We start from the raw sequence: 21,006 nt of genomic DNA on the forward strand, positions 1-21,006 counted from the left end.
GGTTCTGTTCAGGTCGACCTCGTTGCCCGGCCGATACGCCTCTCTTGAAGCCGCGCAGCCTTTGCGCACAGTGCAGCAGACCATGCAGGACGTGCAGCAGTTCGACGAGCAGCGCGCGAATGATCGCGCCCAATCTCAGGCACAGGCCGCAGCGCAAGCCAACCAGCAGCAGGGGCCGGTGATGGGCGGCTGAGGGGCGGCGATGCTGTGAAACCGCCGACCCAGCGCCAAGAACATGCTGCAATCCACGCCAAGAGGCACGACGACAAAAGCCAAGCAATGAACGAAAAAGAAAAGCGCCGCATGGCGCAAAACGAGGTCTGGGCGCAGCCTGCACGCACTGCGCCGCCACCTTCCGGTCATGCAGCGCAGTCAAACAGAACTCTCACACGGCGTCGGACAACTCCAGGTTAGCCAGGGAACCGCCACCAATCTCTATGCCTGGTACGGGCTGAATGCACTGGCAGACCTGCACGCGGACGCAATCTCTGCGCTACTCCAGGAACACGATTTCGGTGCACAGGCCCTAGCCCAAGACACGATTCATCTGGCCGTGAACATCGTGTACTTGCTGGACGACCCGGGTGGGGACAGGTTGACAGGCGCCTTGCGCAATCTTCTCGATGCGCAACGCACGCGCTTTGCCGCCTGGCAGGCTGTTGCGCCGGAGAACAAGGAGGCTCGTCAACGGGCCGAGCAACTGGCGTCGGATTGCGCTCAGTCGCCCTGGTACGCGAGCGCGCCGGCTTGGCTGCCGCTTGGCGCGCGTGCGGATGCGGTAGGGATGGGCGAGTGGGTACATCCCGTGTTGGTGGCCGCTACCAACGCTGAACAAACCACCGCACAGGAACTGATGAACTTTCTGCAATGCGAACGTGGCTCACAGGAGGAACGCAACGCGGCACATGCATACCGTACCGCCCGGTGCGCATCGGATGCCCTGTATGTCGAGGCTACAGCGTTGCGGCTGTTTGCCCATGCCTTGCACCGAATGGCTTCAATGATCCGAGACCAAGTAGCCGTTACTTACGCGGAATTGTCCATGGAGCGAATGGATGACGTCCTCGCCGAACATCGTCGGCTGGCCGAGAAACATCGCAGTGACATGAACCTCTACATCCGCGTTCAGGGCAACGCTTGACGCAGCGCCAGCGCGCTCGCCGCGCTGATCCGAATAGCCGCACCTGTTCGCAGGTGTGGTCGCTCGATGCTCCCCAGGCGTAGCGCGCGAAGACGCGGGTGAAGGTTGCGGCGGCTGCTGGCGAACACGGCGGCCACTCAGGCGCGCCGGAAGACCAGGTCCCACACGCCGTGGCCCAGCTTGAGGCCGCGGTTCTCGAACTTGGTCAACGGCCGGTACTCCGGCTTGGGTGCATAGGCTTCGGCCGTGTTGCGCAGCAAGGGCTCCGCCGATTGCACTTCGAGCATCTGCTCGGCGTAGGGCTGCCAGTCGGTGGCGCAATGGATGTAGCCGCCCGGGCGCAGGTGCTCGGCGAGCTTTTTCACGAACTCGGGCTGGATCAGCCGGCGCTTGTTGTGGCGCTTCTTGTGCCACGGGTCGGGAAAGAACACATGCACGCCGGCCAGTGAGTCGGCCTGAAGCATGTGGTCGAGCACGTCGACCGCGTCGTGGGCGCAAATGCGGATGTTGCCGATCGATTGCTCGCCGATGCGCTTGAGCAGCGCGCCCACGCCGGGCTCGTGAACTTCGCAGCAAAGGAAGTTGGTCTCAGGCATCACCGTGGCGATGTGCGCGGTGGCTTCGCCCATGCCGAAGCCGATTTCGAGCACGGTCGGTGCGGCGCGGCCGCCGAAGGCCGCCGTCAGGTCGAGCGGCTCGGGCTTGTAGGGCAAGAGGAAGAGCGGGCCCAGCTCGGCAAAGGCGCGGGCCTGGCCTTCGGTGGTGCGGCCGGCGCGCTTCACGAAGCTCTTGAGGCGACGGTGCAGCGGATGCGGTTGGTCGGCCGCGTCGTCGCTCGGCGGGGAATCGTTGGGCACGGTGTCGGGAAAGGTCATTACGGCTGCGAATTGTAGAGATCGCGCCATTCCGGCACCCAGCCGTGCAGTGCCGCTGCGCATGAGCCGCCTTGCGCCGCGCCAAGGCCGAGCACACGCGCGGCGGCCTCGAGCGAGGCCAGCGCGGCCTCGGGCGTGGCGGTGTCGATGGGGGTGGCGCCGTTCTGCTTCGAGAGCTTGTCGCCATCGGCGCCCCGCACCAGTAGCGTATGCAGGTAACTTGGCGTGGGCATGCCGAGCGCGCGCTGCAGCAGGATCTGGCGCGCGGTGTTGTCCGCCAGGTCTTCGCCGCGCACCACGTCGGTCACGCCTTGCTCCGCGTCGTCGACGACCACCGCGAGCTGATAGGCCCACGGGCCGTCGGCGCGGCGCAGCACGAAGTCGCCGACCTCGCGGCTGACGTGCTGGCACTGGCGGCCGAGGCGGCGGTCGGTCCAGCAGAGTTCGCCCGACGGAAGCGCCGGTTGCAGGGCTTCGAACATCTCGGTGGCAAAGCGCCACGCCCGCGCGGGCTTGCCGTGCAGGCCATTGCGGCAAGTACCGGGATAGACCCGCTCTCCATGACGAGTGTGCGGCCGGCCGAGCCGGACCAGCGCCTCGTCGATATCCTTGCGCGAACAGCCGCAGGGATAGGCGAGGCCGAGGGCCTGCAGCCTGGCAAGCGCCGCTTCGTAATGCGGGGTACGCTGCGTCTGCCACACCGGCGCTTCGTCCGGCAGCAGGCCGCAGTCGGCCAGTTGCCGGAGGATGTGCTCGCCCATGCCGGGCAGGCAACGCTCGGTGTCCGCGTCTTCGATGCGGATCAGCCAGCGCGCGTGCGGGCCGCGGGCGCGCACGTCGAGCCAGCTCGCAAGCGCGGCAACCAGCGAGCCGGCGTGCAGCGGGCCGGTGGGCGAAGGCGCGAAACGGCCGGTCTCACGCATCCGCGGATCAGATCACTGCAAGCGCCAGCGAGAGGCCCGAGAGGAAAGCGTCTTCCACCCGGTGGCCGGTGCACCAGTCGCCGGCCACGCCGATGCGGGCCTTGGCGTCCCACAGGTGGCTCTTGCCCACGGGGACTTGCGTCTGGGCTTCGGTCCAGCAGCGTGCCTGGGCATGCGTGGGCGCGGCATGGATGCCGGTGATTTCGGAGAAGGCGCGCAGCAGCTTGGCTTCGACGCGCGCGGCGTCGTCGCGCAGGTGTTCCTGCGACCAGGCGGCGCTGGCCTGCAGCGTCCAGCGCTCGACGCGTTCGCGACCCGGCTTGGACGACTCGCGCGCGAGCCACGCCACGCGGTGATGCGTGCTGCGCGCCGCATTCCATTGCGGGCCGAGGTGCGACATGTTGGCTTGGTTGGCCTGCGGAAAGGCGATCATCAGCGTCCAGCAGGGCGCGATGCGCACGGGCTCGATCTTCTGGCTGATGCTGGCCGAGAGCTTGCCGTCGCCCAAGAGCGCACGCGTGCGCGAGGGCGGCACGGCGAGCAGCACGGCATCGAAGCCCGAGTACACATGCTGCGAATCGTCCGCGCCTGCGGTGCGCAGTTGCCAGCGCTTCGGATCGAGCGCGTCGGGTTCGATCTGCGTGACCTGCGTGCCGGTCACGAGGTTGCCGCCCAGCGGCGCGGCCCAGTAGGTCACCAGCGCATCCATGCCGGGCTGGGCAACCCAGTGCGATTCGCGGCCCGGCAATGCCGCTTCGGCCACGCGGCCGTGCGCGTCGAGCACGCGCACGAGGTTGGCGCTCCATGGGCGGCAAAGACTCGGCGTGGCTTCCAGCGCCAGCGCAAAGCGGGCGTCGCGCACGGTGAAATATTGGGCGCCGCTGTCGAAGCGGCCGAAGGCGGTGTCGATGCTCGCCATGCGCCCGCCGGGCGCGGCCTCGCGTTCGAAGACAGTGACCTTGTGGCCGGCCTGCACCAGTGTGCGTGCGCAGGCCACGCCGGCAATGCCGGCGCCCACGACGGCGTAATGGCGCGGGGCGGCGGGGGTTCGGTGGCGGTCGGTGGCCTTTGCCTTCTTGGCAGTTGCGCGAGTGGTCATGAGGGACTCTTTTCTTGTGTACGGGAAACGATGGATGTGGTCGCACTCTACAACGGTCTGGGAGCGGGGCATCCGACCAGGCGGCCTTAGCGGCCGCGGTGCCGCTCGAGCAGCGCGCGCCGCGTGGCCTCGTGGTCGAACTGCGCGAGCCACCATTCGAGCGCGCGCCCCGGGCCGCCCGCGCTGCGCACGCGCCAGGCGCAATGCATGGTTGCAAGCGGCGGCTGGCGTTCGGTCTTGCGTTCGACGAGGTGTCCGGCTTCGATGTAGGGCCGCGCCATGGGCTCGGGCAGAAAACCGCCGCCCAGGCCGTGCAGTTGCGCGTTCAGCTTGGCGTGCATGCTCGGCACCGTGAGCACGTCTTGTCCGCCGACGAGGTTGACCGTCATGCTGGGCCCGCTGCGCACCGAGTCGGCGGCGGCCACTGCACGGTGCTGGCGCAGCACCGCATCGGTCAATGGCTCGGGCAGGCGCGCGAGCGGATGGTGCGGCGCCACGGCATACACAAAGCACAGCTCGCCGATCGGCCGGCTGCGGATGCCGGTGGCGGTGAAGGCGAGGCTTGCCGCGTCGAGCACGGCGCCGATGGCGAGATCGGCCTCTCCGCTGGTCAACGCTTCGATGGTGCCGAGCAGCGTTTCATCGCGCAGCTTGAGCCGCGTGGGCGGATTCAGCGCGAAGAAGGCGGTGGCCAGGTCGAGCAGCGGGTCGCGCGCAATCACGCTGTCGACCGCGATGGTGAGCATCGGCTCCCAGCCGGTGGCAACGCGCTTCACGCGGTTGGCCACGGCATCGATCTCGCCGAGCAGCCGCGCCGCTTCGCGCAGCAATTCGGCCCCGGCCTCGGTGATGCGGGCCTGGCGCGCGCTGCGGTCGAACAGCAGCACGTCCAGCGCGTCTTCGATCTGGCGCACGCGGTAGCTGAGCGCACTGGGCACCAGGTTGAGCGCGCGCGCCGCGCCCGCAAAGCTGCCGGTGCTTGCCACGGTCTGCAGCATGGCGAGCGCGTCGGGGGTCAATACGTCTCTGGCGCTGGGCATTTCGGGTCCGTCGAGTGCTCGGTCGATTGATCGATCAAAAAATTTGAATGATGCCATCAAAACCCGGCGCTTTTAAGGCGAGGGTGCGGACCTAAAGTTCTTCACATCCGCCGCGCATCCGGTGCGGCATACGAAGAAGGCCCGAGCATCCCCGACGGGAAGGGCCGAAGGAGTTTGACGATGTTGCAAGTCCGTAAATCACAGGAACGCGGTTATGCCGACCATGGCTGGCTGCGCTCGTTCCACAGCTTTTCTTTTGCCGGCTACTACGACCCGGCCCACATGGGCTTCGGCAACCTGCGGGTGATCAACGAAGACCGCGTGGCCGCCGGTGCCGGCTTTGGCACCCATGGCCACAAGGACATGGAAATCATCAGCTACGTGCTCTCGGGCGAACTGGCGCACAAGGACAGCATGGGCAACGTGGAATCGATTCCGCCGGGCGACGTGCAGCGCATGAGCGCGGGCCGCGGCGTGATGCATAGCGAGTTCAACCACAAGGCCGACGAGACCACGCACTTCCTGCAGATCTGGATCGAGCCGAACGTGCGCGGCATTGCGCCCGGCTACGAGCAGAAGAAATTCAGCAATGACGAAAAGCGCGGCAAGCTGCGCCTGGTGGCCTCGCCCGACGGCGCCGACGGTTCGGTGACGGTGCACGCCGATGCGCGCCTGTTTGCAGGCCTTCTCGATGGCGACGAAAAAGCCAGCCTGGCGCTCGATCCGCAGCGCAAGAGCTATGTGCACCTGGTGCGCGGCGAGCTCGAAGTCAACGGCCAGAAGCTGTCGGGCGGCGACGCCGCGATGCTGCAAGGCGAATCGCAACTGACGCTCGGCGCCGGCAAGGATGCCGAAGTGCTGGTGTTCGACCTGGCCGCCTGAGCAGGCGCTTTCTTCAATTCTTGTTTTTCCGTTTCTCTCAACTTTCAACAACCGAGGAGTTTCATCATGTCAACCACAGCAATCAACGCAACCGCCGCCTCCAACCCCACCGCCGCACAGGACACGCTGGCACTTGTAGGCCGCGTGCTGCTGGCGCTGCTTTTCGTGCCCGCTGGTTTCAGCAAGCTCATGGACTTTGCGGGCACCGTGGGGTACATCTCGTCCGTTGGGGCGCCGCTGCCGCAGGTTGCCGCGGTCATCGCAATCATCGTGGAGCTGGGCCTGGGCCTGATGCTGCTCGTCGGCTTCAAGACCCGCCTCGCGGCCGTGGTGCTCGCGGTGTTCACCGTGGCAGCATCGGTGCTGTTCCACAATTACTGGAGCATGCCCGCAGACAAGGCCTTCGTGAACCAGCTGATGTTCTTCAAGAACATTGCCATTTCCGGCGGTTTGCTCGCCTTTGTTGCCTTCGGTGCCGGCCGTTTCAGCATCGACAGGAAGTAAGCAGGTTGCCCTTGCTCTTTCGCATCAACGACCATCGCCATCACTTCTGGAGAACCATCCAATGCCAAACATCGTTGTCGTCTTTCATTCCGGCTACGGCCACACCCAGCGCATCGCCCAGGCTGTTGCCGAGGGAGCCGGCGCGCAGCTGCTCGCCATCGATGCGGACGGCAACCTGCCTGAAGGCGGCTGGGAAACGCTGGCCGCAGCGGACGCGATCATCTTCGGCTCGCCGACCTACATGGGCGGCGTGAGCTGGCAGTTCAAGAAGTTCGCCGATGCGTCGTCGAAGGTGTGGTTCACGCAGGGCTGGAAAGACAAGCTCTTTGCAGGCTTCACCAACAGCGCCACCATGAACGGCGACAAGGTCACGACCATGGCCTACCTGTGGACGCTCGCCATGCAGCACAGCGGCATCTGGGTGAGCATGGGCATCCTGCCGACCAACAACAAGGCCGCCACGCGCGATTCGATGAACTACGTGGGCGGCTATGGCGGCCTGCTGACGCAGTCGCCTTCGGATGCAAGCCCGGCCGAGATGTTCAAGGGCGACTTCGACACAGCCCGCGCGTTTGGAGAACGCATCGCCGAAGTGGCAAGATCACGCGGATAAAACCCAGTCCACCACGGAGCCCCCGATGACCGATACCACCGCACAGACCCAACTGCTTCAACCGCACGACAAGGACCTGGGCGGTGGCTTCAAGGTGCGGCGCCTGCTGCCGGCGGCGCAGCGCCGATCGGTCGGGCCGTTCGTGTTCTTCGATCACTTTGGCCCGGCCACCGAGCAGCCCGGTGCCGAGCACGACGTGCGGCCGCACCCGCACATCGGCCTTTCCACGGTCACCTATCTTTTCGAGGGCGCGATGATGCATCGCGACAGCCTCGGCAGCGTGCAGGAAATCTTGCCCGGCGCCATCAACTGGATGACGGCGGGCCGCGGCATCGTGCACTCCGAGCGCAAGCCCGAGCGGCTCAAGGCCGATACCTACGTGAACCATGGCCTGCAGCTCTGGGCGGCCTTGCCGCAGGCGCATGAAGAGGTCGAGCCGAGCTTCGAACACACGCCGGCCAGCGCCATTCCCGAGCTCGCGGAGCAAGGCGCGCAAGTGCGCGTGCTGGTGGGCGATGCCTTTGGAAAGCGCTCACCGGTCAAGACGCTGTCGCAGACGCTTTACCTCGACGTCGCACTGCCCGCGGGCGGCCGCTTCGAACTGCCCGCGCTGGCACCCGAGTTGGCGGTTTATGCCGTCGATGCGGATGCGCGCATCAACGGCGAGACCATTGCGGCGCATACGATGGTTGTCCTTCCGGACGGCCAGGGTGCTGTGCTCAGCGCCGATACGGCGGTGCGTTTGATGGTGATCGGCGGCGAGCCGCTCGATGGCCCGCGCTACATCACCTGGAACTTCGTCTCCAGCCGGCGCGAGCGCATTCTGGAGGCCGGCTCCGACTGGGCCGCCCAGCGCATGGGCCATGTGCCCGGCGAGACCGAATTCATTCCGCTGCCCGGCAAGCCGTTCGGCGTGCGCGAACCGGACGTCGGCACCACGCCGGTCTGACGAGCCCGCAGCGACGAAGGCCCCGCGCCTCGGAGCTCAGTTCTTTCGTTCCAGGTCGGGATCTTCGGAGGCGCGTGCGCTGGCATCGGCCGCGCGTGCACTCAGGTCGGGTGCCAGCGCGCGCCGGCCGTCGAACACGAAGCAGTCGCCGTGATAGTGCGCACCGCCGACTTCTTCGAAATATTTAAGGATGCCGCCCTCGAGCTGCAGCACGTTCTCCACGCCTTCCTCGCGCATCAGGATGGCGGCTTTTTCGCAGCGGATGCCGCCGGTGCAGAAGCTCACCACCGTCTTGCCCGCGAAATCGGCGCTGTGTGCTTTCAGTGCGGGCGGGAATTCGGTGAACTTGGTGATGCGCCAGTCGATTGCGCCGTCGAAGGTGCCTTCGTCGACCTCGAAGTCGTTGCGCGTGTCGAGCAGCGCAATTTCGCGGCCGGCGTCGTCATGCCCCTGGTCGAGCCAGCGCTTGAGCGTGTGCGCGTCCACGCCGGGTGCGCGGCCGGCGGCCGGCTGGATGGCGGGATGGTCCATCCGGATGATCTCGCGCTTGAGCTTCACCAGCATGCGGCGGAAGGGCTGCGTGGCCGACCAGCTTTCCTTGGTTTCGAGGTCTGCAAAGCGCGGATCGGCGCGCAGGCTGGCCACAAAGCTGCGGACGGCGTCGGCTGCGCCCGCCAAAAACAGGTTGATGCCCTCGGGCGCCAGCAGGATGGTGCCCATGAGGCCCAGCGAGTGGGCGCGCGAGCGCAGGTCTTCACGCAGCACCGGGGCGTCGTCGATGGCCACGAATTTGTAGGCCGCAATATTCAAAATCTCTTGCACGGAGGGGAATTGTAGGGATTGCCAACCCACATCGTGGAGTGCCGGTTTCTACAATGGGAGGATGTTTGTTCACCTGCGCCTGCACACCGAGTTTTCCGTCGTCGACGGCACCAACCGAATCGATGAAGTCGTCAAGGCCGCCGCTGCCGACAAGCAGCCCGCACTGGCCATTACCGACCTGAACAACCTGTTCGGGGCGATCAAGTTCTACAAGCAGGGGCGAGGCAAGGGCGTCAAGCCCGTTGTCGGTGCCGAAATCTTCATCGAAGGGCTGGGCAAGGAGCCCGGCGTGCTGACCCGCATCGTGCTGCTGGTGCAGAACATGGAGGGCTACCTACACCTGTCCGAGCTGCTCGCACGCGCCTGGACGCAGAACGTGGGCCGGGGGCAGTCCCAGGCGGCCTGCAAGCTCGAATGGCTCGAGGAACTGCAGGGCGGGCTGATTGCGCTTTCGGGCGCGCAAGCCGGCCCGCTGGGCGCACCGCTCTTGCAAGGGCAGGAAGAACGCGCCGCCGAACTGGCGCTGCAGCTGGCGGGCATGTTTCCGCACCGCTTCTACATCGAGCTGCAGCGCGCGGGCCGCCCCGAGGACGAGCCGCATGTGATTGCCGCCGTGAAACTCGCGGCGCGGCTGCGCCTGCCCGTGGTTGCCACGCACCCCGTGCAGTTTGCCGAACGCCAGGACTACGAGGCGCACGAGGCGCGGGTCTGCATCTCGGAAGGCGAAATCCTCGGCAACCCGCGGCGGGTGCGCAAGTTCACCGAGGAGCAGTACTTCAAGTCGAGCGCCGAGATGGAGGCGCTCTTTGCCGATGTGCCGAGCGCTCTGGCCAACACGGTCGAGATTGCCAAGCGGTGCAACCTGACGCTGGTGCTCGGCAAGCCGCAGCTGCCCGACTTTCCGACGCCCTTCATCAGCGAAGGCGTTCGCATGCCGATCGACGATTTCTTTCGCCAGGAGTCGTTCGCTGGGCTTGAGGAGCGGCTGGCGCACCTGTATCCAGACCCTGCCAAGCGCGATGCCGAGCGGCCGCGCTACGTGGAGCGGCTGGAGTTCGAGATCAACACCATCTTGAACATGGGGTTCCCAGGCTACTTCCTGATTGTGGGCGACTTCATCAAGTGGGCCAAGAACAACGGCTGTCCGGTGGGGCCGGGCCGGGGCTCGGGCGCGGGCTCGCTGGTGGCCTATGCGCTGAAGATCACCGACCTTGATCCGCTCGAATACAAGCTGCTGTTCGAACGCTTCCTGAACCCCGAGCGCGTTTCGATGCCCGACTTCGACATCGACTTTTGCCAGGGCAACCGCGACCGCGTGATCGACTACGTCAAGGACAAGTACGGCCGCGAGGCCGTGAGCCAGATTGCCACCTTCGGAACCATGGCTGCGCGCGCCGCCATTCGCGACGTGGGCCGCGTGCTGGACATGAGCTACATGTTCTGCGACGGCATCAGCAAGCTCATTCCGAACAAGCCGGGCCAGCCCGTCACCATCCAGTACCCGCCCGACCCGAAGGTCGAAGGCGACAAGAACAACTACGCCATCGAGATGGAGCCGCAGCTTGCGGCCCGCATCGAGAAGGAGGAAGAAGTGCGCATGCTGGTGGAGCTTGCGCAGAAGCTCGAGGGCATGACGCGAAACATCGGCATGCACGCGGGCGGCGTGCTGATTGCGCCCGGCAAGCTCACCGACTTCTGCCCGCTGTACCAGCAGCCCGGCAGCGACTCGGCCGTGAGCCAGTACGACAAGGACGACGTGGAGGCCATCGGCCTCGTGAAGTTCGACTTTCTGGGCCTGGCCACGCTCACCATCCTGGAGATTGCGAAAGAGTTCATCGTCAAGCGCCACAAGGGCCAGGAGAACTTCGCCTACGAGAACATCAAGCTCGACGACCGCGAGACCTACAAGCTCTTCTCCGAGGGCAAGACGGAAGCGGTGTTCCAGTTTGAAAGCCGCGGCATGCAGGGCATGCTGAAAGACGCAAGGCCCACCCGGCTTGAAGACCTGATTGCACTCAACGCGCTGTACCGCCCGGGCCCTATGGACCTGATTCCGAGCTTCGTGGCGCGCAAGCACGGCCGCGAAGAGGTGGAGTATCCGCACCCGGCCGTGGCCGAGATGCTCTCCGAGACCTACGGGATCATGGTCTACCAGGAGCAGGTGATGCAGACCGCGCAGATCCTGGGCGGCTACTCGCTTGGCGGCGCCGACTTGCTGCGCCGCGCCATGGGCAAGAAAAAGCTCGAGGAGATGGCCGAGCACCGCGAGAAATTCCGCGCGGGCGCGCTCAAGACGCACGGCATTCCCCAGGACAAGGCCGACGAGATCTTCGACTTGATGGAGAAGTTCGCGGGCTACGGCTTCAACAAGTCGCACGCTGCCGCGTACTCGCTGCTGGCGTACCACACGGGCTGGCTCAAGGTCCACTACACGGCCGAGTTCTTCTGCGCCAACATGACCGTGGAAATGGACGACACCGACAAGCTCAAGGTGTTGTTCGAAGACGCGCAGAAAAACTTCGGCATCACCTTCGAGCCGCCGGACGTGAACCGCGGCAACTACCGCTTTGAACCCGTCACCGACAAGGTGATTCGCTACGGCCTGGGGGCCGTCAAGGGCACGGGCCAGCTTGCGGTCGAAGCCATTGTTCGGGCGCGCGAAGAGGGCGGTCCGTTCAAGAGCCTGTTCGATTTTTGCGTGCGCATCGATCGCCAGCGCATCAACAAGCGCACGGTCGAAGCGCTCATCAAGGCCGGCGCCTTCGACGCGATCCAGCAGAACCGCGCGTCGCTCATTGCATCGGTCGACCGCGCCTTCGAGTTCGCATCGGCCACCGAGGCCAACGCTGCGCAGGTCGACATCTTCGGCGACAGCGAGCACGGCTCGGCCACGCAGGAGCCCGAACTGGTCGACGCCACGCCGTGGGGCGTGAAGGAGCGGCTCACCTACGAGAAAACGGCCGTGGGCTTCTATCTCTCGGGCCATCTGTTCGACGAGGTGGCGCACGAGGTGCGGCGCTTCTGCAAGCGCGAGATCGGCGACCTGATGGACACCCGCGAGCAGCAGGTGATTGCGGGCATCGTGAGCGACTTCCGCGTGATCAACGGCCAGCGCGGGCGCCTGGCGATCTTCAAGCTCGACGACAAGTCCGACTCCATCGACGCGACCGCCGACGAGGCGCTGATCAACGCGAACCGCAACACGCTGAAGGACGACGAACTGGTGATCGTGAGCGGCCGGCTGCAACCGGGCCGCGGCGGTTTCGAGGCACGCTTCCAGGTGCAGCAGGTGTGGGACCTGGCCACGGCGCGCTGCCGCTTCGGCAAGTTCCTGCGCGTGGCGGTCAACGGCAAGGCGCCGGACATCGCGCGCCTGGTGAAAGACTTTCCGCCGCGCACCGAGCAGAGCGAACACGGCGACCTGGTGCAGGGGCTGCCGGTGCGCCTGTCAATGGCACGGGGCGGCGCGCAGGTCGAACTGCAGCTTGGTGAGCGCGCCAAGTTCTTTCCGACCGATGCCGCGCTGGCAAGCTGGACGGCGCAGGCCGAAGCCGGTAAAGCCTCGGTCGTCTACGAGTAAGAGAACGAGATGGCCGGGCGCGCGTAGCGCCTGGCCAGCCTGTGTTAGCGCTTGGGCCGCAGCGAGACGATCAGCGACGGGAAGATGCGCCCGTCGGTGTCGCGCGGGAGCTTGTCGGTCTTGCGCAGGCCGCGTTCGGCGGCTTCGTCCCAGCTGGGCAGTCCGCTCGATCGGGTCAGCTTGACGCCGACGATGGTGCCGTCGGGTGCCAGATTGACTTCGAACTCGGCGGCCGGATTGCCATTGACCGTCTCCGCATCGGGGAAGGTGATGTTCGGGCGAACGGCCGCGGCAATGCGCCCTGCATAGCCGCTCGAAGGCCCGGACGAACGCAGGGCCGTGCCCTTGGAATCGTCGCTGCCGCTGGCGCCCGCCAGGCCCTGCATGCGCTTGAGCGTTGCGGCGCGGTCGGCGGCGGCCTGCTTGGCTGCCGCTTCCTGCTGCTGCTTCTTTGCTTCGGCCTGCTTGGCCTCGGCTTCCTGCTGTTTCTTCTGCTGCTCGGCGAGCTTTTGCTGCTGGGCCTTCTTGCGCTCGGCTTCGTCTTCGGCGCGCTGCTTGGCTTCGAGCTCTTTCTTGCGCTGCTGTTGCTGGCGCTCCAGCTCGCGCTCTTTCTGCTCTTTTTCTTCCTTGAGCTTCTTCTCGCGTTCGAGTGCGATGTCCGGCGCGCGCGGCGGCGGTGCTGGTTCGGGAGCCTTCACCTGGGGGGGAGGAGGCGGCGGCGGGGGAGCGGGCGGCGGAGGTGCGGGAGCGGGCGTGGGCGCTTGCGGTGCGGACAGGCGCGGCGCGGCCTGCTGCACCGTGGAAGACCACAGCTCTGCATCGACCGCGCCTTCGTCGGGGTCGCTGCGCCAGCGCACTCCCCACGTCAGCGCCGCGATCAGGAGCGCATGCGCGACCAATGCGAGCAGCACCGCGCGCGGCGTGCCGCGCTGCGGCGGTGGTGCGAACTCGGGGCGATCCAGGGCGAGCGACATGCCTTATTTGCCGCCCGTGGTGGTGACGGACAGGCCCACGCGCTCGATGCCGCTGCGCTTGAGCTGGTTCATCGCCTTCACGACGGTTTCGTACTTGACGGACTTGTCGGCGCTGATGACCACGGGGCGCTGGTCGTCGCCGCCCTGGGCGGTCTTGGCCGCGGAGCCGATCTGGGTCATGGGAACGGACGTGCCGCCGCTGCCGGTGGACGGGTCTTTCTTGATCTGCACTTCGTCGTCGCTCTTGATGACGATCTCGATGGGCTTGTCGGGCTGCTTGTTGGCGCGGTCGACCGAGGGCAGGTTGATCACGCTCGGCGTGATGAGCGGCGCCGTGACCATGAAGATGATCAGCAGCACCAGCATCACGTCGATGAACGGGACCATGTTGATCTCGTTGATCGTGCGGCGGCCTCGGCCCCGGGATGAAACGGCGGGCATGCGCTGGGCCTCCGTTCAGCGGTTGCCCGGAGTCGCCGAAGCTGCCGTCGCGCTCGCGGCCGGGTGGGCCGAGAGATTGCGCTGCAGAATGTTCGAGAACTCCTCGATGTAGGTTTCGAGCGCGATGGCGATCTTGTCGATCTCGCGCGCGAAGCGGTTGTAGCCCACCACCGCGGGAATGGCGGCGAACAGGCCGATGGCCGTGGCCACCAGTGCCTCGGCAATGCCGGGCGCCACGGTGGCCAGCGTCACCTGCGCGAGCGCGGCCAGGCCGGTAAAGGCATGCATGATGCCCCAGACCGTGCCGAAGAGGCCGACATACGGCGATACCGAGCCCACCGTGGCCAGGAACGAGAGGTTCTGTTCGGCCGCATCGAGTTCGCGCTGGAAGCTCGCGCGCATGGCGCGGCGGGCGCCGTCGAGCAGCGTGCTGGCGTCGCTCACGTGGCGTTCGCGCAGCTTCTGGTATTCGCGCATGCCCGAAGCGAAGATGCGCTCCATGGGACCGGCGAACTTGGCGTTCTGCGCGGCCGAGGCAAACAGCTCGTTCAGGCTGGTGCCCGACCAGAACTCGCGTTCGAAGTCGTCGTTCAGCGCGCGCATGCGGCGCAGCGCGAAGTACTTGCGGATGATCGCGGCCCAGCTGGCAATCGAAACGATCACGAGCAGCAGCACGACCAGTTGGACCACGAAGCTCGCGTGGAGGAGGAGATTGATGATCGAGAGGTCTTGGTTCATGGCTTGAAAGGTTGAGTCATGGAGCCGCCGGAGCGCTCGAGGGTTCCCGAAACTTGGGTCGGTATGCGCGCGGGCCGCAATGTGGTGGCGTCCACCCAGCCGATGCGGATGGTGCCTTCGCACAGAAGGACGGGCGCCGGGACGCCTGTTCGCTCTTGCTCTGTTTTTGATAGCACCTGCTGACCGATTATCAACGACGCTGTGCCCATTTGTCGGAGATCGGCTGTAACCAGCAGTTCGTCGTCGAGACGGGACGGGCGATGGTATTTGAGCTGCGTTTCGCTCACCACGAACTGGCCGCCGGTTTCCTCGCGCAGCTTTCGCTGTTCCACGCCCAGCGAGCGCAGCCATTCGGTGCGCCCGCGTTCCATGAACTTGAGGTAGTTGGCATAGAACACAATGCCGCCGGCATCGGTGTCTTCCCAGTACACGCGGATCGGAAACGCGTAGCTCATCGGGCCGGGTTCGCGATCATCGCCCGCAGGCGTTCGATGGATTCCTCGAGATGAGCCATCGAGCTGGCGGTGGAAAAGCGCACGAACTTGCCGGTTTCGGCGGTGCCGAAATCGCGGCCGGGCGTCACGGCCACATGGGCGCGCTTCATGGTTTCGAAGGCGAAATCCCAGCTGCCCGAAATGCCGAGCTTCTCGGCCACGCTGGTGCAGTCGGCCCAGGCATAGAAGGCGCCATCTGGCACCACCGGCACCTTGAGGCCCAGCGCATTGAGCTGCGGAATGAACCAGTCGCGTCGCGCCTTGAACTCGGCGCGGCGGCGTTCGTACTCGGCAATGCTCGCATCCTCGAAGCAGGCCAGCGCCGCGTATTGAGACACGGTGCTGGGGCAGATGAAGAGGTTTTGCGCCAGCCGCTCGACCACCGGCACCAGCGCTTCGGGCACCACCAGCCAGCCAAGGCGCCAGCCGGTCATGTTGAAGTACTTGCTGAAGCTGTTGATGCTGATGACGTTGTCGTCGATGGCCAAGGCCGTCTGCCCGAAGGCATCGTCGTATGAAAGGCCGAGGTAGATCTCGTCGATCAGCGTGATGCCGCCGCGCTGCGACACAACGTTGTGGATGCGGCGCAGTTCGTCGGGCGCAATCGATGTGCCCGTGGGGTTGGAAGGCGAGGCGAGCAGCACGCCGCGCGTCTTGTCGGTCCACGCGGCTTCGACCTTGGCGGCGGTGAGCTGGAAGCGCTCGTCCGCAGTGGTCGGGATCATCACCGCGGTGCCGTCCGCGGCGCTCACGAAATGGCGGTTGCAAGGGTAGCTCGGGTCGGGCAGCAGGATCTCGTCGCCCGATTCGATGAGTGCGAGGCAGGCCAGCTGCAGCGCGGCCGACGCGCCGGCCGTCACCACGATGCGGCGCGCCGGCACGTCGACGCCGAAGCGCTGCGTGTACCAGCCGCTGATGCGCTCGCGCAGATGGTCGAGCCCGGTGGCCTGCGTGTACTGCGTGGCGCCGGCACGCACGGCGCGCGCGGCGGCTTCCTGGACCAGCGGCGGCGCGGTGAAGTCGGGCTCGCCGATGTTCAGGAAGATCATCGGCCGGTCGGTATGCGCCACCTCGCGCGCCAGCACGCCGGCGGCCTTGGCGACCTCCATCACATAGAACGGTTCGATGCGCTGTGCGCGCTTCGAGATCCTCACGTCCTGGCCTTGCCCGAAGTGCGGTCGGCCTCCACCTCGGCCGCGCGCAGTTGCGGCGCCAGGCCGTTGAGCACGGCGTTCACGTATTTGTGGCCGTCGGTGCCGCCGAATTCCTTGGCAAGCTCGATGCACTCGTTGAGCACCACGCGCCATGGCACGTCGAGGCAGTGCTGGAACTCGTAGACGCCGATCCACATCACGGCGTGCTCGATGGGCGATATTTCCTCGAACTTGCGGTCGAGCAGGGGGCGAATCAGCGCGTCGAGCTGCTCCGCGCCTTCGATGGCACCGTGCAGCAGCGCGTCGTAATGTGCGGCGTCGGCCTTGTGGAAGCCCGCGAGGTCGCGCGTGAACTGGTCGATGGCGGCGGCGTCGTTGCGGCCCACCAGGTGCTGGTAGAGCGCCTGCAACGCAAATTCGCGCGCGCGGCTGCGGTTCGACTTGGCCGAAGCCTTGCGTGCGCCGGTGCTGGTGAGGCCCGTGCGCGCCTGGCGCGGCTTGGCGCCTGCTGTCTTGTTGTTGTCTTCGGTCATTTGAGGGAGGCCAGCAATTGCGCCATCTCGACAGCCACCTGGGCCGCATCGCGGCCCTTGTCGGTCTGGCGGGCAATGGCTTGCTCCATGTTTTCGGTCGTGAGGATCGCGTTGGCGATGGGAATGCGATGGTCGAGCGCGATGCGGCTCACGCTCGCCCCGGATTCGTTGGCCACCAGTTCGAAGTGGTAGGTTTCACCGCGGATGATGCAGCCCAGCGCCACAAGCGCGTGGTAGCCGCCGCGCACCGCCATGGCCTGCAGGGCCACGGGCACTTCGAGCGCGCCGGGAACCTGCACATGATGGATGTCGTCCGCCGCCACGCCGAGCTTTTCGAACTCGGCCAGGCAGGCCGCGGCCAGCGCGTCCGTGATGTCGGCGTTGAAGCGTGCCTGGACGATGCCGATGCGCAGCCCTTTTCCGTCGAGCGGCTTTGCATCCGCTCCCTTGTTTGCACCTTGCATGTCGTGTCAGTCTTTCGTGAGGTAGCCGGCAATTTCGAGGCCGTAGCCTGCGGCCATGCTCGGCATGCGGCGGGGCGTGCCGAGCAGGTTCATCTTGTGCACGCCGCATTCGCGCAGGATTTGCGCGCCGATGCCGTAGCTGCGCAGGTCCATGCGGCCGCGCTCGGGGGCTTGCGCGGGGCGCGCGGTGCCGTCGAACTGGGCAAGCAGTTCGCCGGCCGTTTCGCCGCAATTCAGCAGCACGGCCACGCCCTTGCCTTCGTTCGCAATGTGCGCCAGGCTGGCGTCAAGGCTCCAGGAGTGCAGCGAGCGGTTGATTTCGAGCGCGTCGAGCACCGAGAGCGGCTCGTGCACGCGCACCGACACCACGTCGTCCGGCGCCCACGTGCCGCGCACCAGCGCAAGGTGCACGCCGCGGCTGGGCTTGTCGGTGAAGGCGTGGGCGGTAAAGGTGCCCCACGCGGTCTGGATTTCGCGGCAGCCGACTTTTTCGACCAGCGATTCGGTGCGGCTGCGGTGCTCGATGAGCGCGGCAATGGTGCCGATCTTGAGCCCGTGCTCGGCCGCAAAGATCTGCAGGTCGGGCAGCCGCGCCATGGTGCCGTCTTCGTTCATCACCTCGCAGATCACCGAGGCGGGCGAGCAGCCGGCCATGGCCGCCAGGTCGCAGCCGGCTTCGGTATGGCCGGCGCGCATCAGCACGCCGCCGTCCACCGCCTGCAGCGGAAAGATATGGCCCGGCTGCACCAGATCGCTGGCCACGGCATTGCGCGCCACGGCGGCCTGCACGGTGCGGGCGCGGTCGGCAGCCGAGATGCCGGTGGTCACGCCTTCGGCCGCCTCGATCGAAACGGTAAAGGCGGTCGAATGCTTGGCGCCGTTGCGGGACACCATGGGCGGCAGCTGCAGCCGCTCGCACATTTCACGCGAGAGCGTGAGGCAGATCAGCCCGCGTGCATGGCGGGCCATGAAGTTGATCGCCTCGGGCGTGATGTGGTCCGCCGCAATGACGATGTCGCCTTCGTTCTCGCGGTCTTCCTCGTCCACCAGGATGACCATGCGGCCGGCGGCAAGCTCGGCCACGATTTCCTCGACCGGAGAAATCGGCGAGGGTGCCCGCGAACCGCGCGGCGCGCCGATGGGGGTGACGGAGGCGTTCATTCAGCGGTGTCCTTGGAATACGTGGAAGGGGGCGGCACCAGGACGCCGGCCTGGAGCATGCGCTCCACGTAGCGCGCCACGGTATCGATTTCGAGATTGACCTTGGAGCCGGCCGTGAGGCTGCCCAGGGAGGTGTTTTCGACGGTGTGAGGGATCAGATTGATGCTGATTTCCGCGCCGTCTTCGATGTCGCTCACGCTGTTGACGGTGAGGCTCACGCCGTTGATCGTGATCGAGCCCTTGTAGGCCAGAAAGCGCGCCAACGCGGGCGGCGCGACCACACGCAGTTCCCAGCTTTCGCCCACGGGCGCAAAGTGGCTCACCGTGCCGATGCCGTCCACATGGCCCGACACGATGTGCCCACCCAGCCGGTCGCTGGCGCGCAGCGCCTTCTCGAGGTTGATGCGGGCGCCTTGCTCGGTGAGGCCGGCGGTCTTGTCGAGCGATTCGGCCGAAATGTCGATGGTGAACAGCTGCTGCGCCGGATCGAGCGTGGTCACGGTCATGCAGGCGCCGTTGAGCGCAATGCTGTCGCCAAGGCCTACATCGTCGAGATATCCGTCGGGCACCGAAATGCCGAGTCTTTTGCCGTAGGAGGAGGAGGGGCCGAGGTCGTGGATGGCGGCGATGCGCCCCACGCCGGTAATGATTCCGGTGAACATTTGCACATTTTCGCAGATGCGGGGGGCCCTCGGCCTTTCCGCGGCGCTTTGGCCGTGCAATCCGCCTCCGCTTGCCCGAGGCGGGCCGCTAGAAGCTGTCGCGCCCACGCACCCGCGACATGACCCGAAGGTCGGGCCCGAGCATCTGCACAGACTTGAATTCGAGCGCCAGCGCGCCTTCCAGCGAGTTGAGCGGCCCTTCGGCGTGCAGGTGGCTCGCCATGTCGAGGCCGCTGCCGATCAGCTTGGGCGCCAGGTAGACCAGCAGTTCGTCGACGCAGCCTTCGCGGACGAGGGAGCCGTTGAGCTTGTGGCCGGCTTCGACGTGCAGTTCGTTGACGCCGCGCGCTGCCAGGTCTTGCAGCATGGCGGGCAGATCGACCTTGCCCGCTGCACTGGGCAGGCAGGTCACGGTGGCGCCGCGTGCCTCCAGCGCAGCAGCGCGATTTTCGTCGCGGACAGCCGCGTAGATCCAAACCGGGCGGCCTGCTATGAAAACATGAGCATCGGGCGGCGTCTGCAAATGGCTGTCGACGATCACCAGATGCGGCTGGCGGGGCGTCTCGACCAAGCGTACGTTGAGTCGGGGGTTGTCTTCGAGCACCGTGCCGACGCCGGTCAGCACTGCGCTGGCGCGGGCCCGCCACGCGTGGCCATCGGCACGGGCTGCCTCGGAGGTGATCCACTGGCTCACGCCGTTGGCAAGGCCCGTCTTGCCATCGAGCGAGGCCGCGACCTTGAGACGCACCCAGGGCAGCTTGCGGACCATGCGGCTGAAGAAACCGATGTTGAGTTCACGCGATTCGGCCGCGCCGGGGCCGGTTTGCACCTCGATGCGTGCCGCCCGAAGACGGGCGAAACCCTGTCCGGCGACCAGCGGGTTCGGGTCTGCGAGCGATGCCACGACCCTGCCGATGCCGGCCGCGATCAGCGCGTCGCAGCAGGGGCCGGTGCGCCCATGGTGCGAGCAGGGCTCGAGCGTGACGTAGGCGGTGGCGCCCACAACCGAATGGCCCTTGGCCGCGGCGTCGCGCAGCGCCATCACTTCGGCGTGCGGCCCGCCGGCCTGCTGCGTGTGGCCTTGGCCCAGCACGCGGCCCTGCGCGTCGCTCAGAACACAGCCGACGCGCGGGTTGGGATCGGTCAGCAACAACGCGGCCGAGGCCAACTGCAATGCGGTGGCGATGTGCTGCGCGTCTTGTTCGGTGGAAGGCATGAGCTGCGAGAAGAATTATTTAACACCGGAGCCGCTGGATCATACGAGCGGCAGTCAAAAGCGGATGAACGGCAAACGGGCGGCCGAGGGCCACGCCTACGCTCCAGTTTCGATGCAGGAATAAAGAAGCAACCGAAGTTGCAGGACGGGGGAGGACATCGAAAAATGGCTACATCAAGGCAGGCCGCCGCGGGCTTCTCGCTCGTGGAGGTACTCGTTTCCATTGCGGTGCTGAGCGTCGGTTTGCTCGGCTCCATCGGCATGCTGCTCACGGCTGTGCGCACGGGCAAGGAAGCCGCAACGTTCGCTGCGGCAGTCAACCTCGCTCGCGACCTCTCCGAAAAGGTTCGCATGAATCCAGGCGTCGCGGCAAGGAACGACGCGGCCAATACTTACCTCGTTGTCAACTGGAGCGCGGATTCCGGCACCGGCGGTGCCTCGGGTGGGTGTGCGGCGGCCGGAGGGGCTTGCGATCCGGAAGGCCTCGCCGCTTGGGACATGGACGAATGGAAGCGCCGCGTTGCCAAGGCACTGCCTGGTGCCCGCGTCAGCGTGTGCTTCGACGACAACCCTTGGAACGCGTCGGCTGGCGAATACGCATGGCCATGCAGTCAGTCAGGCCGCAATGTGGTCGTCAAGCTCGGCTGGGTGCCGCACGCCGATGTTGCGGATGCAAAGCAAGGCGGCAAGCCGCAGCGTGAGCTTCCGCCTCGCCTGGTGATGCAACTGGTTTCCGGCTAG

Annotated in this window: 23 protein-coding genes; 8 read left to right on the plus strand and 15 right to left on the minus strand. The window is 66.2% G+C overall.

Annotated elements, in window-relative coordinates:
• Both EJI00_RS25165 and EJI00_RS24060 read left to right on the plus strand, forming a co-directional pair.
• A partial coding sequence (locus tag EJI00_RS25165; protein WP_221885066.1) for a hypothetical protein occupies positions 1–193 on the plus strand: 193 nt, incomplete at its 5' end.
• Positions 194–361: 168 nt separating this feature from the next.
• A complete protein-coding gene (locus EJI00_RS24060; RefSeq protein WP_126749994.1) occupies positions 362–1,141 on the plus strand; it encodes a hypothetical protein in 780 nt (259 codons plus the stop codon).
• Positions 1,142–1,278: 137 nt separating this feature from the next.
• Here EJI00_RS24060 and trmB read toward each other — a convergent pair whose 3' ends face one another.
• From trmB to EJI00_RS24080, 4 genes are all read right to left on the minus strand, one after another.
• Positions 1,279–2,016 (minus strand): tRNA (guanosine(46)-N7)-methyltransferase TrmB, encoded by a 738-nt coding sequence (gene trmB, locus EJI00_RS24065; RefSeq protein WP_126749995.1) that lies wholly within the window; start codon positions 2,014–2,016, stop codon positions 1,279–1,281.
• Complete coding sequence (gene gluQRS, locus EJI00_RS24070; protein WP_126749996.1) at positions 2,016–2,939, minus strand: tRNA glutamyl-Q(34) synthetase GluQRS; 924 nt, start codon at positions 2,937–2,939, stop codon at positions 2,016–2,018. Before gluQRS ends, trmB begins: the two co-directional genes overlap by 1 nt.
• Positions 2,940–2,946: 7 nt before the next feature.
• Positions 2,947–4,038, minus strand: a complete 1,092-nt coding sequence (locus EJI00_RS24075; RefSeq protein ID WP_126749997.1) for an NAD(P)/FAD-dependent oxidoreductase — start codon at positions 4,036–4,038, stop codon at positions 2,947–2,949.
• An 86-nt stretch (positions 4,039–4,124) separates the two neighbouring features.
• On the minus strand, positions 4,125–5,078 hold the full coding sequence (locus EJI00_RS24080) for a LysR family transcriptional regulator (RefSeq protein WP_126749998.1): 954 nt from the start codon (positions 5,076–5,078) through the stop codon (positions 4,125–4,127).
• A gap of 180 nt (positions 5,079–5,258) precedes the next feature.
• Between EJI00_RS24080 and EJI00_RS24085 the strand changes: the two genes are divergently transcribed.
• The 4 genes from EJI00_RS24085 to EJI00_RS24100 all read left to right on the plus strand — a co-directional run bounded on the left by EJI00_RS24085 (position 5,259) and on the right by EJI00_RS24100 (position 8,026).
• Entirely contained in the window at positions 5,259–5,960 is a 702-nt protein-coding gene (locus EJI00_RS24085; RefSeq protein WP_126749999.1) for a pirin family protein, read from the plus strand.
• Between the two features lie 66 nt (positions 5,961–6,026).
• The gene (locus tag EJI00_RS24090; RefSeq protein ID WP_126750000.1) at positions 6,027–6,464 is read left to right on the plus strand and encodes a DoxX family protein; all 438 of its coding nucleotides are present in this window, start codon (positions 6,027–6,029) and stop codon (positions 6,462–6,464) included.
• Positions 6,465–6,525: 61 nt separating this feature from the next.
• Positions 6,526–7,077, plus strand: a complete 552-nt coding sequence (locus tag EJI00_RS24095) for a flavodoxin family protein (protein WP_126750001.1) — start codon at positions 6,526–6,528, stop codon at positions 7,075–7,077.
• A 25-nt stretch (positions 7,078–7,102) separates the two neighbouring features.
• Positions 7,103–8,026 carry a pirin family protein gene (locus EJI00_RS24100; protein ID WP_126750002.1) on the plus strand — a complete coding sequence of 308 codons (924 nt, stop codon included), beginning with the start codon at positions 7,103–7,105 and terminating at the stop codon, positions 8,024–8,026.
• A gap of 36 nt (positions 8,027–8,062) precedes the next feature.
• Here the strand turns inward: EJI00_RS24100 and EJI00_RS24105 are convergent, their stop codons facing one another.
• Positions 8,063–8,848, minus strand: a complete 786-nt coding sequence (locus tag EJI00_RS24105) for a sulfurtransferase (RefSeq protein ID WP_126750003.1) — start codon at positions 8,846–8,848, stop codon at positions 8,063–8,065.
• A 61-nt stretch (positions 8,849–8,909) separates the two neighbouring features.
• Between EJI00_RS24105 and dnaE the strand changes: the two genes are divergently transcribed.
• The gene (dnaE, locus tag EJI00_RS24110) at positions 8,910–12,428 is read left to right on the plus strand and encodes a DNA polymerase III subunit alpha (RefSeq protein ID WP_126750004.1); all 3,519 of its coding nucleotides are present in this window, start codon (positions 8,910–8,912) and stop codon (positions 12,426–12,428) included.
• Positions 12,429–12,472: 44 nt separating this feature from the next.
• Here dnaE and EJI00_RS24115 read toward each other — a convergent pair whose 3' ends face one another.
• The 10 genes from EJI00_RS24115 to ribD all read right to left on the minus strand — a co-directional run bounded on the left by EJI00_RS24115 (position 12,473) and on the right by ribD (position 20,265).
• Complete coding sequence (locus EJI00_RS24115; RefSeq protein WP_126750005.1) at positions 12,473–13,402, minus strand: cell envelope integrity protein TolA; 930 nt, start codon at positions 13,400–13,402, stop codon at positions 12,473–12,475.
• 3 nt (positions 13,403–13,405) lie between these two features.
• The gene (locus EJI00_RS24120; RefSeq protein WP_126750006.1) at positions 13,406–13,843 is read right to left on the minus strand and encodes an ExbD/TolR family protein; all 438 of its coding nucleotides are present in this window, start codon (positions 13,841–13,843) and stop codon (positions 13,406–13,408) included.
• A gap of 15 nt (positions 13,844–13,858) precedes the next feature.
• The gene (gene tolQ / locus EJI00_RS24125; protein WP_126750007.1) at positions 13,859–14,581 is read right to left on the minus strand and encodes a protein TolQ; all 723 of its coding nucleotides are present in this window, start codon (positions 14,579–14,581) and stop codon (positions 13,859–13,861) included.
• Positions 14,578–15,036, minus strand: a complete 459-nt coding sequence (locus EJI00_RS24130) for a YbgC/FadM family acyl-CoA thioesterase (RefSeq protein ID WP_126750008.1) — start codon at positions 15,034–15,036, stop codon at positions 14,578–14,580. Before EJI00_RS24130 ends, tolQ begins: the two co-directional genes overlap by 4 nt.
• Positions 15,033–16,229: a pyridoxal phosphate-dependent aminotransferase gene (locus EJI00_RS24135; protein ID WP_126750009.1), complete on the minus strand. Its 1,197-nt coding sequence runs from the start codon at positions 16,227–16,229 to the stop codon at positions 15,033–15,035. Before EJI00_RS24135 ends, EJI00_RS24130 begins: the two co-directional genes overlap by 4 nt.
• Entirely contained in the window at positions 16,226–16,762 is a 537-nt protein-coding gene (gene nusB / locus EJI00_RS24140) for a transcription antitermination factor NusB (RefSeq protein ID WP_126750010.1), read from the minus strand. Before nusB ends, EJI00_RS24135 begins: the two co-directional genes overlap by 4 nt.
• Positions 16,759–17,226 carry a 6,7-dimethyl-8-ribityllumazine synthase gene (gene ribH / locus EJI00_RS24145; RefSeq protein WP_126750011.1) on the minus strand — a complete coding sequence of 156 codons (468 nt, stop codon included), beginning with the start codon at positions 17,224–17,226 and terminating at the stop codon, positions 16,759–16,761. Before ribH ends, nusB begins: the two co-directional genes overlap by 4 nt.
• 6 nt (positions 17,227–17,232) lie before the next feature.
• Entirely contained in the window at positions 17,233–18,387 is a 1,155-nt protein-coding gene (gene ribBA, locus EJI00_RS24150) for a bifunctional 3,4-dihydroxy-2-butanone-4-phosphate synthase/GTP cyclohydrolase II (protein WP_126750012.1), read from the minus strand.
• Positions 18,384–19,049, minus strand: coding sequence for a riboflavin synthase (locus EJI00_RS24155; RefSeq protein WP_126750013.1), 666 nt, complete (start codon positions 19,047–19,049; stop codon positions 18,384–18,386). The genes ribBA and EJI00_RS24155 overlap by 4 nt, the downstream gene beginning before the upstream one ends.
• 88 nt (positions 19,050–19,137) lie before the next feature.
• Positions 19,138–20,265 (minus strand): bifunctional diaminohydroxyphosphoribosylaminopyrimidine deaminase/5-amino-6-(5-phosphoribosylamino)uracil reductase RibD, encoded by a 1,128-nt coding sequence (ribD, locus tag EJI00_RS24160; RefSeq protein ID WP_126750014.1) that lies wholly within the window; start codon positions 20,263–20,265, stop codon positions 19,138–19,140.
• Between the two features lie 165 nt (positions 20,266–20,430).
• Here ribD and pilV point away from each other — a divergent pair, with 165 nt between their 5' ends.
• Positions 20,431–21,006: a type IV pilus modification protein PilV gene (pilV, locus tag EJI00_RS24165; RefSeq protein WP_126750015.1), complete on the plus strand. Its 576-nt coding sequence runs from the start codon at positions 20,431–20,433 to the stop codon at positions 21,004–21,006.

The organism is Variovorax sp. DXTD-1 (assembly GCF_003984625.1).
GTDB lineage: Bacteria > Pseudomonadota > Gammaproteobacteria > Burkholderiales > Burkholderiaceae_C > Variovorax.

Coding starts and splice junctions, on each gene's coding strand:
- EJI00_RS24060 (WP_126749994.1), top strand. CDS start 362: ATGCAGCGCAGTCAAACAGAACTCTCACACGGCGTCGGACAACTCCAG.
- trmB (WP_126749995.1), bottom strand. CDS start 2,016: ATGACCTTTCCCGACACCGTGCCCAACGATTCCCCGCCGAGCGACGAC.
- gluQRS (WP_126749996.1), bottom strand. CDS start 2,939: ATGCGTGAGACCGGCCGTTTCGCGCCTTCGCCCACCGGCCCGCTGCAC.
- EJI00_RS24075 (WP_126749997.1), bottom strand. CDS start 4,038: ATGACCACTCGCGCAACTGCCAAGAAGGCAAAGGCCACCGACCGCCAC.
- EJI00_RS24080 (WP_126749998.1), bottom strand. CDS start 5,078: ATGCCCAGCGCCAGAGACGTATTGACCCCCGACGCGCTCGCCATGCTG.
- EJI00_RS24085 (WP_126749999.1), top strand. CDS start 5,259: ATGTTGCAAGTCCGTAAATCACAGGAACGCGGTTATGCCGACCATGGC.
- EJI00_RS24090 (WP_126750000.1), top strand. CDS start 6,027: ATGTCAACCACAGCAATCAACGCAACCGCCGCCTCCAACCCCACCGCC.
- EJI00_RS24095 (WP_126750001.1), top strand. CDS start 6,526: ATGCCAAACATCGTTGTCGTCTTTCATTCCGGCTACGGCCACACCCAG.
- EJI00_RS24100 (WP_126750002.1), top strand. CDS start 7,103: ATGACCGATACCACCGCACAGACCCAACTGCTTCAACCGCACGACAAG.
- dnaE (WP_126750004.1), top strand. CDS start 8,910: ATGTTTGTTCACCTGCGCCTGCACACCGAGTTTTCCGTCGTCGACGGC.
- EJI00_RS24115 (WP_126750005.1), bottom strand. CDS start 13,402: ATGTCGCTCGCCCTGGATCGCCCCGAGTTCGCACCACCGCCGCAGCGC.
- EJI00_RS24120 (WP_126750006.1), bottom strand. CDS start 13,843: ATGCCCGCCGTTTCATCCCGGGGCCGAGGCCGCCGCACGATCAACGAG.
- tolQ (WP_126750007.1), bottom strand. CDS start 14,581: ATGAACCAAGACCTCTCGATCATCAATCTCCTCCTCCACGCGAGCTTC.
- EJI00_RS24130 (WP_126750008.1), bottom strand. CDS start 15,036: ATGAGCTACGCGTTTCCGATCCGCGTGTACTGGGAAGACACCGATGCC.
- nusB (WP_126750010.1), bottom strand. CDS start 16,762: ATGACCGAAGACAACAACAAGACAGCAGGCGCCAAGCCGCGCCAGGCG.
- ribH (WP_126750011.1), bottom strand. CDS start 17,226: ATGCAAGGTGCAAACAAGGGAGCGGATGCAAAGCCGCTCGACGGAAAA.
- ribBA (WP_126750012.1), bottom strand. CDS start 18,387: ATGAACGCCTCCGTCACCCCCATCGGCGCGCCGCGCGGTTCGCGGGCA.
- EJI00_RS24155 (WP_126750013.1), bottom strand. CDS start 19,049: ATGTTCACCGGAATCATTACCGGCGTGGGGCGCATCGCCGCCATCCAC.
- ribD (WP_126750014.1), bottom strand. CDS start 20,265: ATGCCTTCCACCGAACAAGACGCGCAGCACATCGCCACCGCATTGCAG.
- pilV (WP_126750015.1), top strand. CDS start 20,431: ATGGCTACATCAAGGCAGGCCGCCGCGGGCTTCTCGCTCGTGGAGGTA.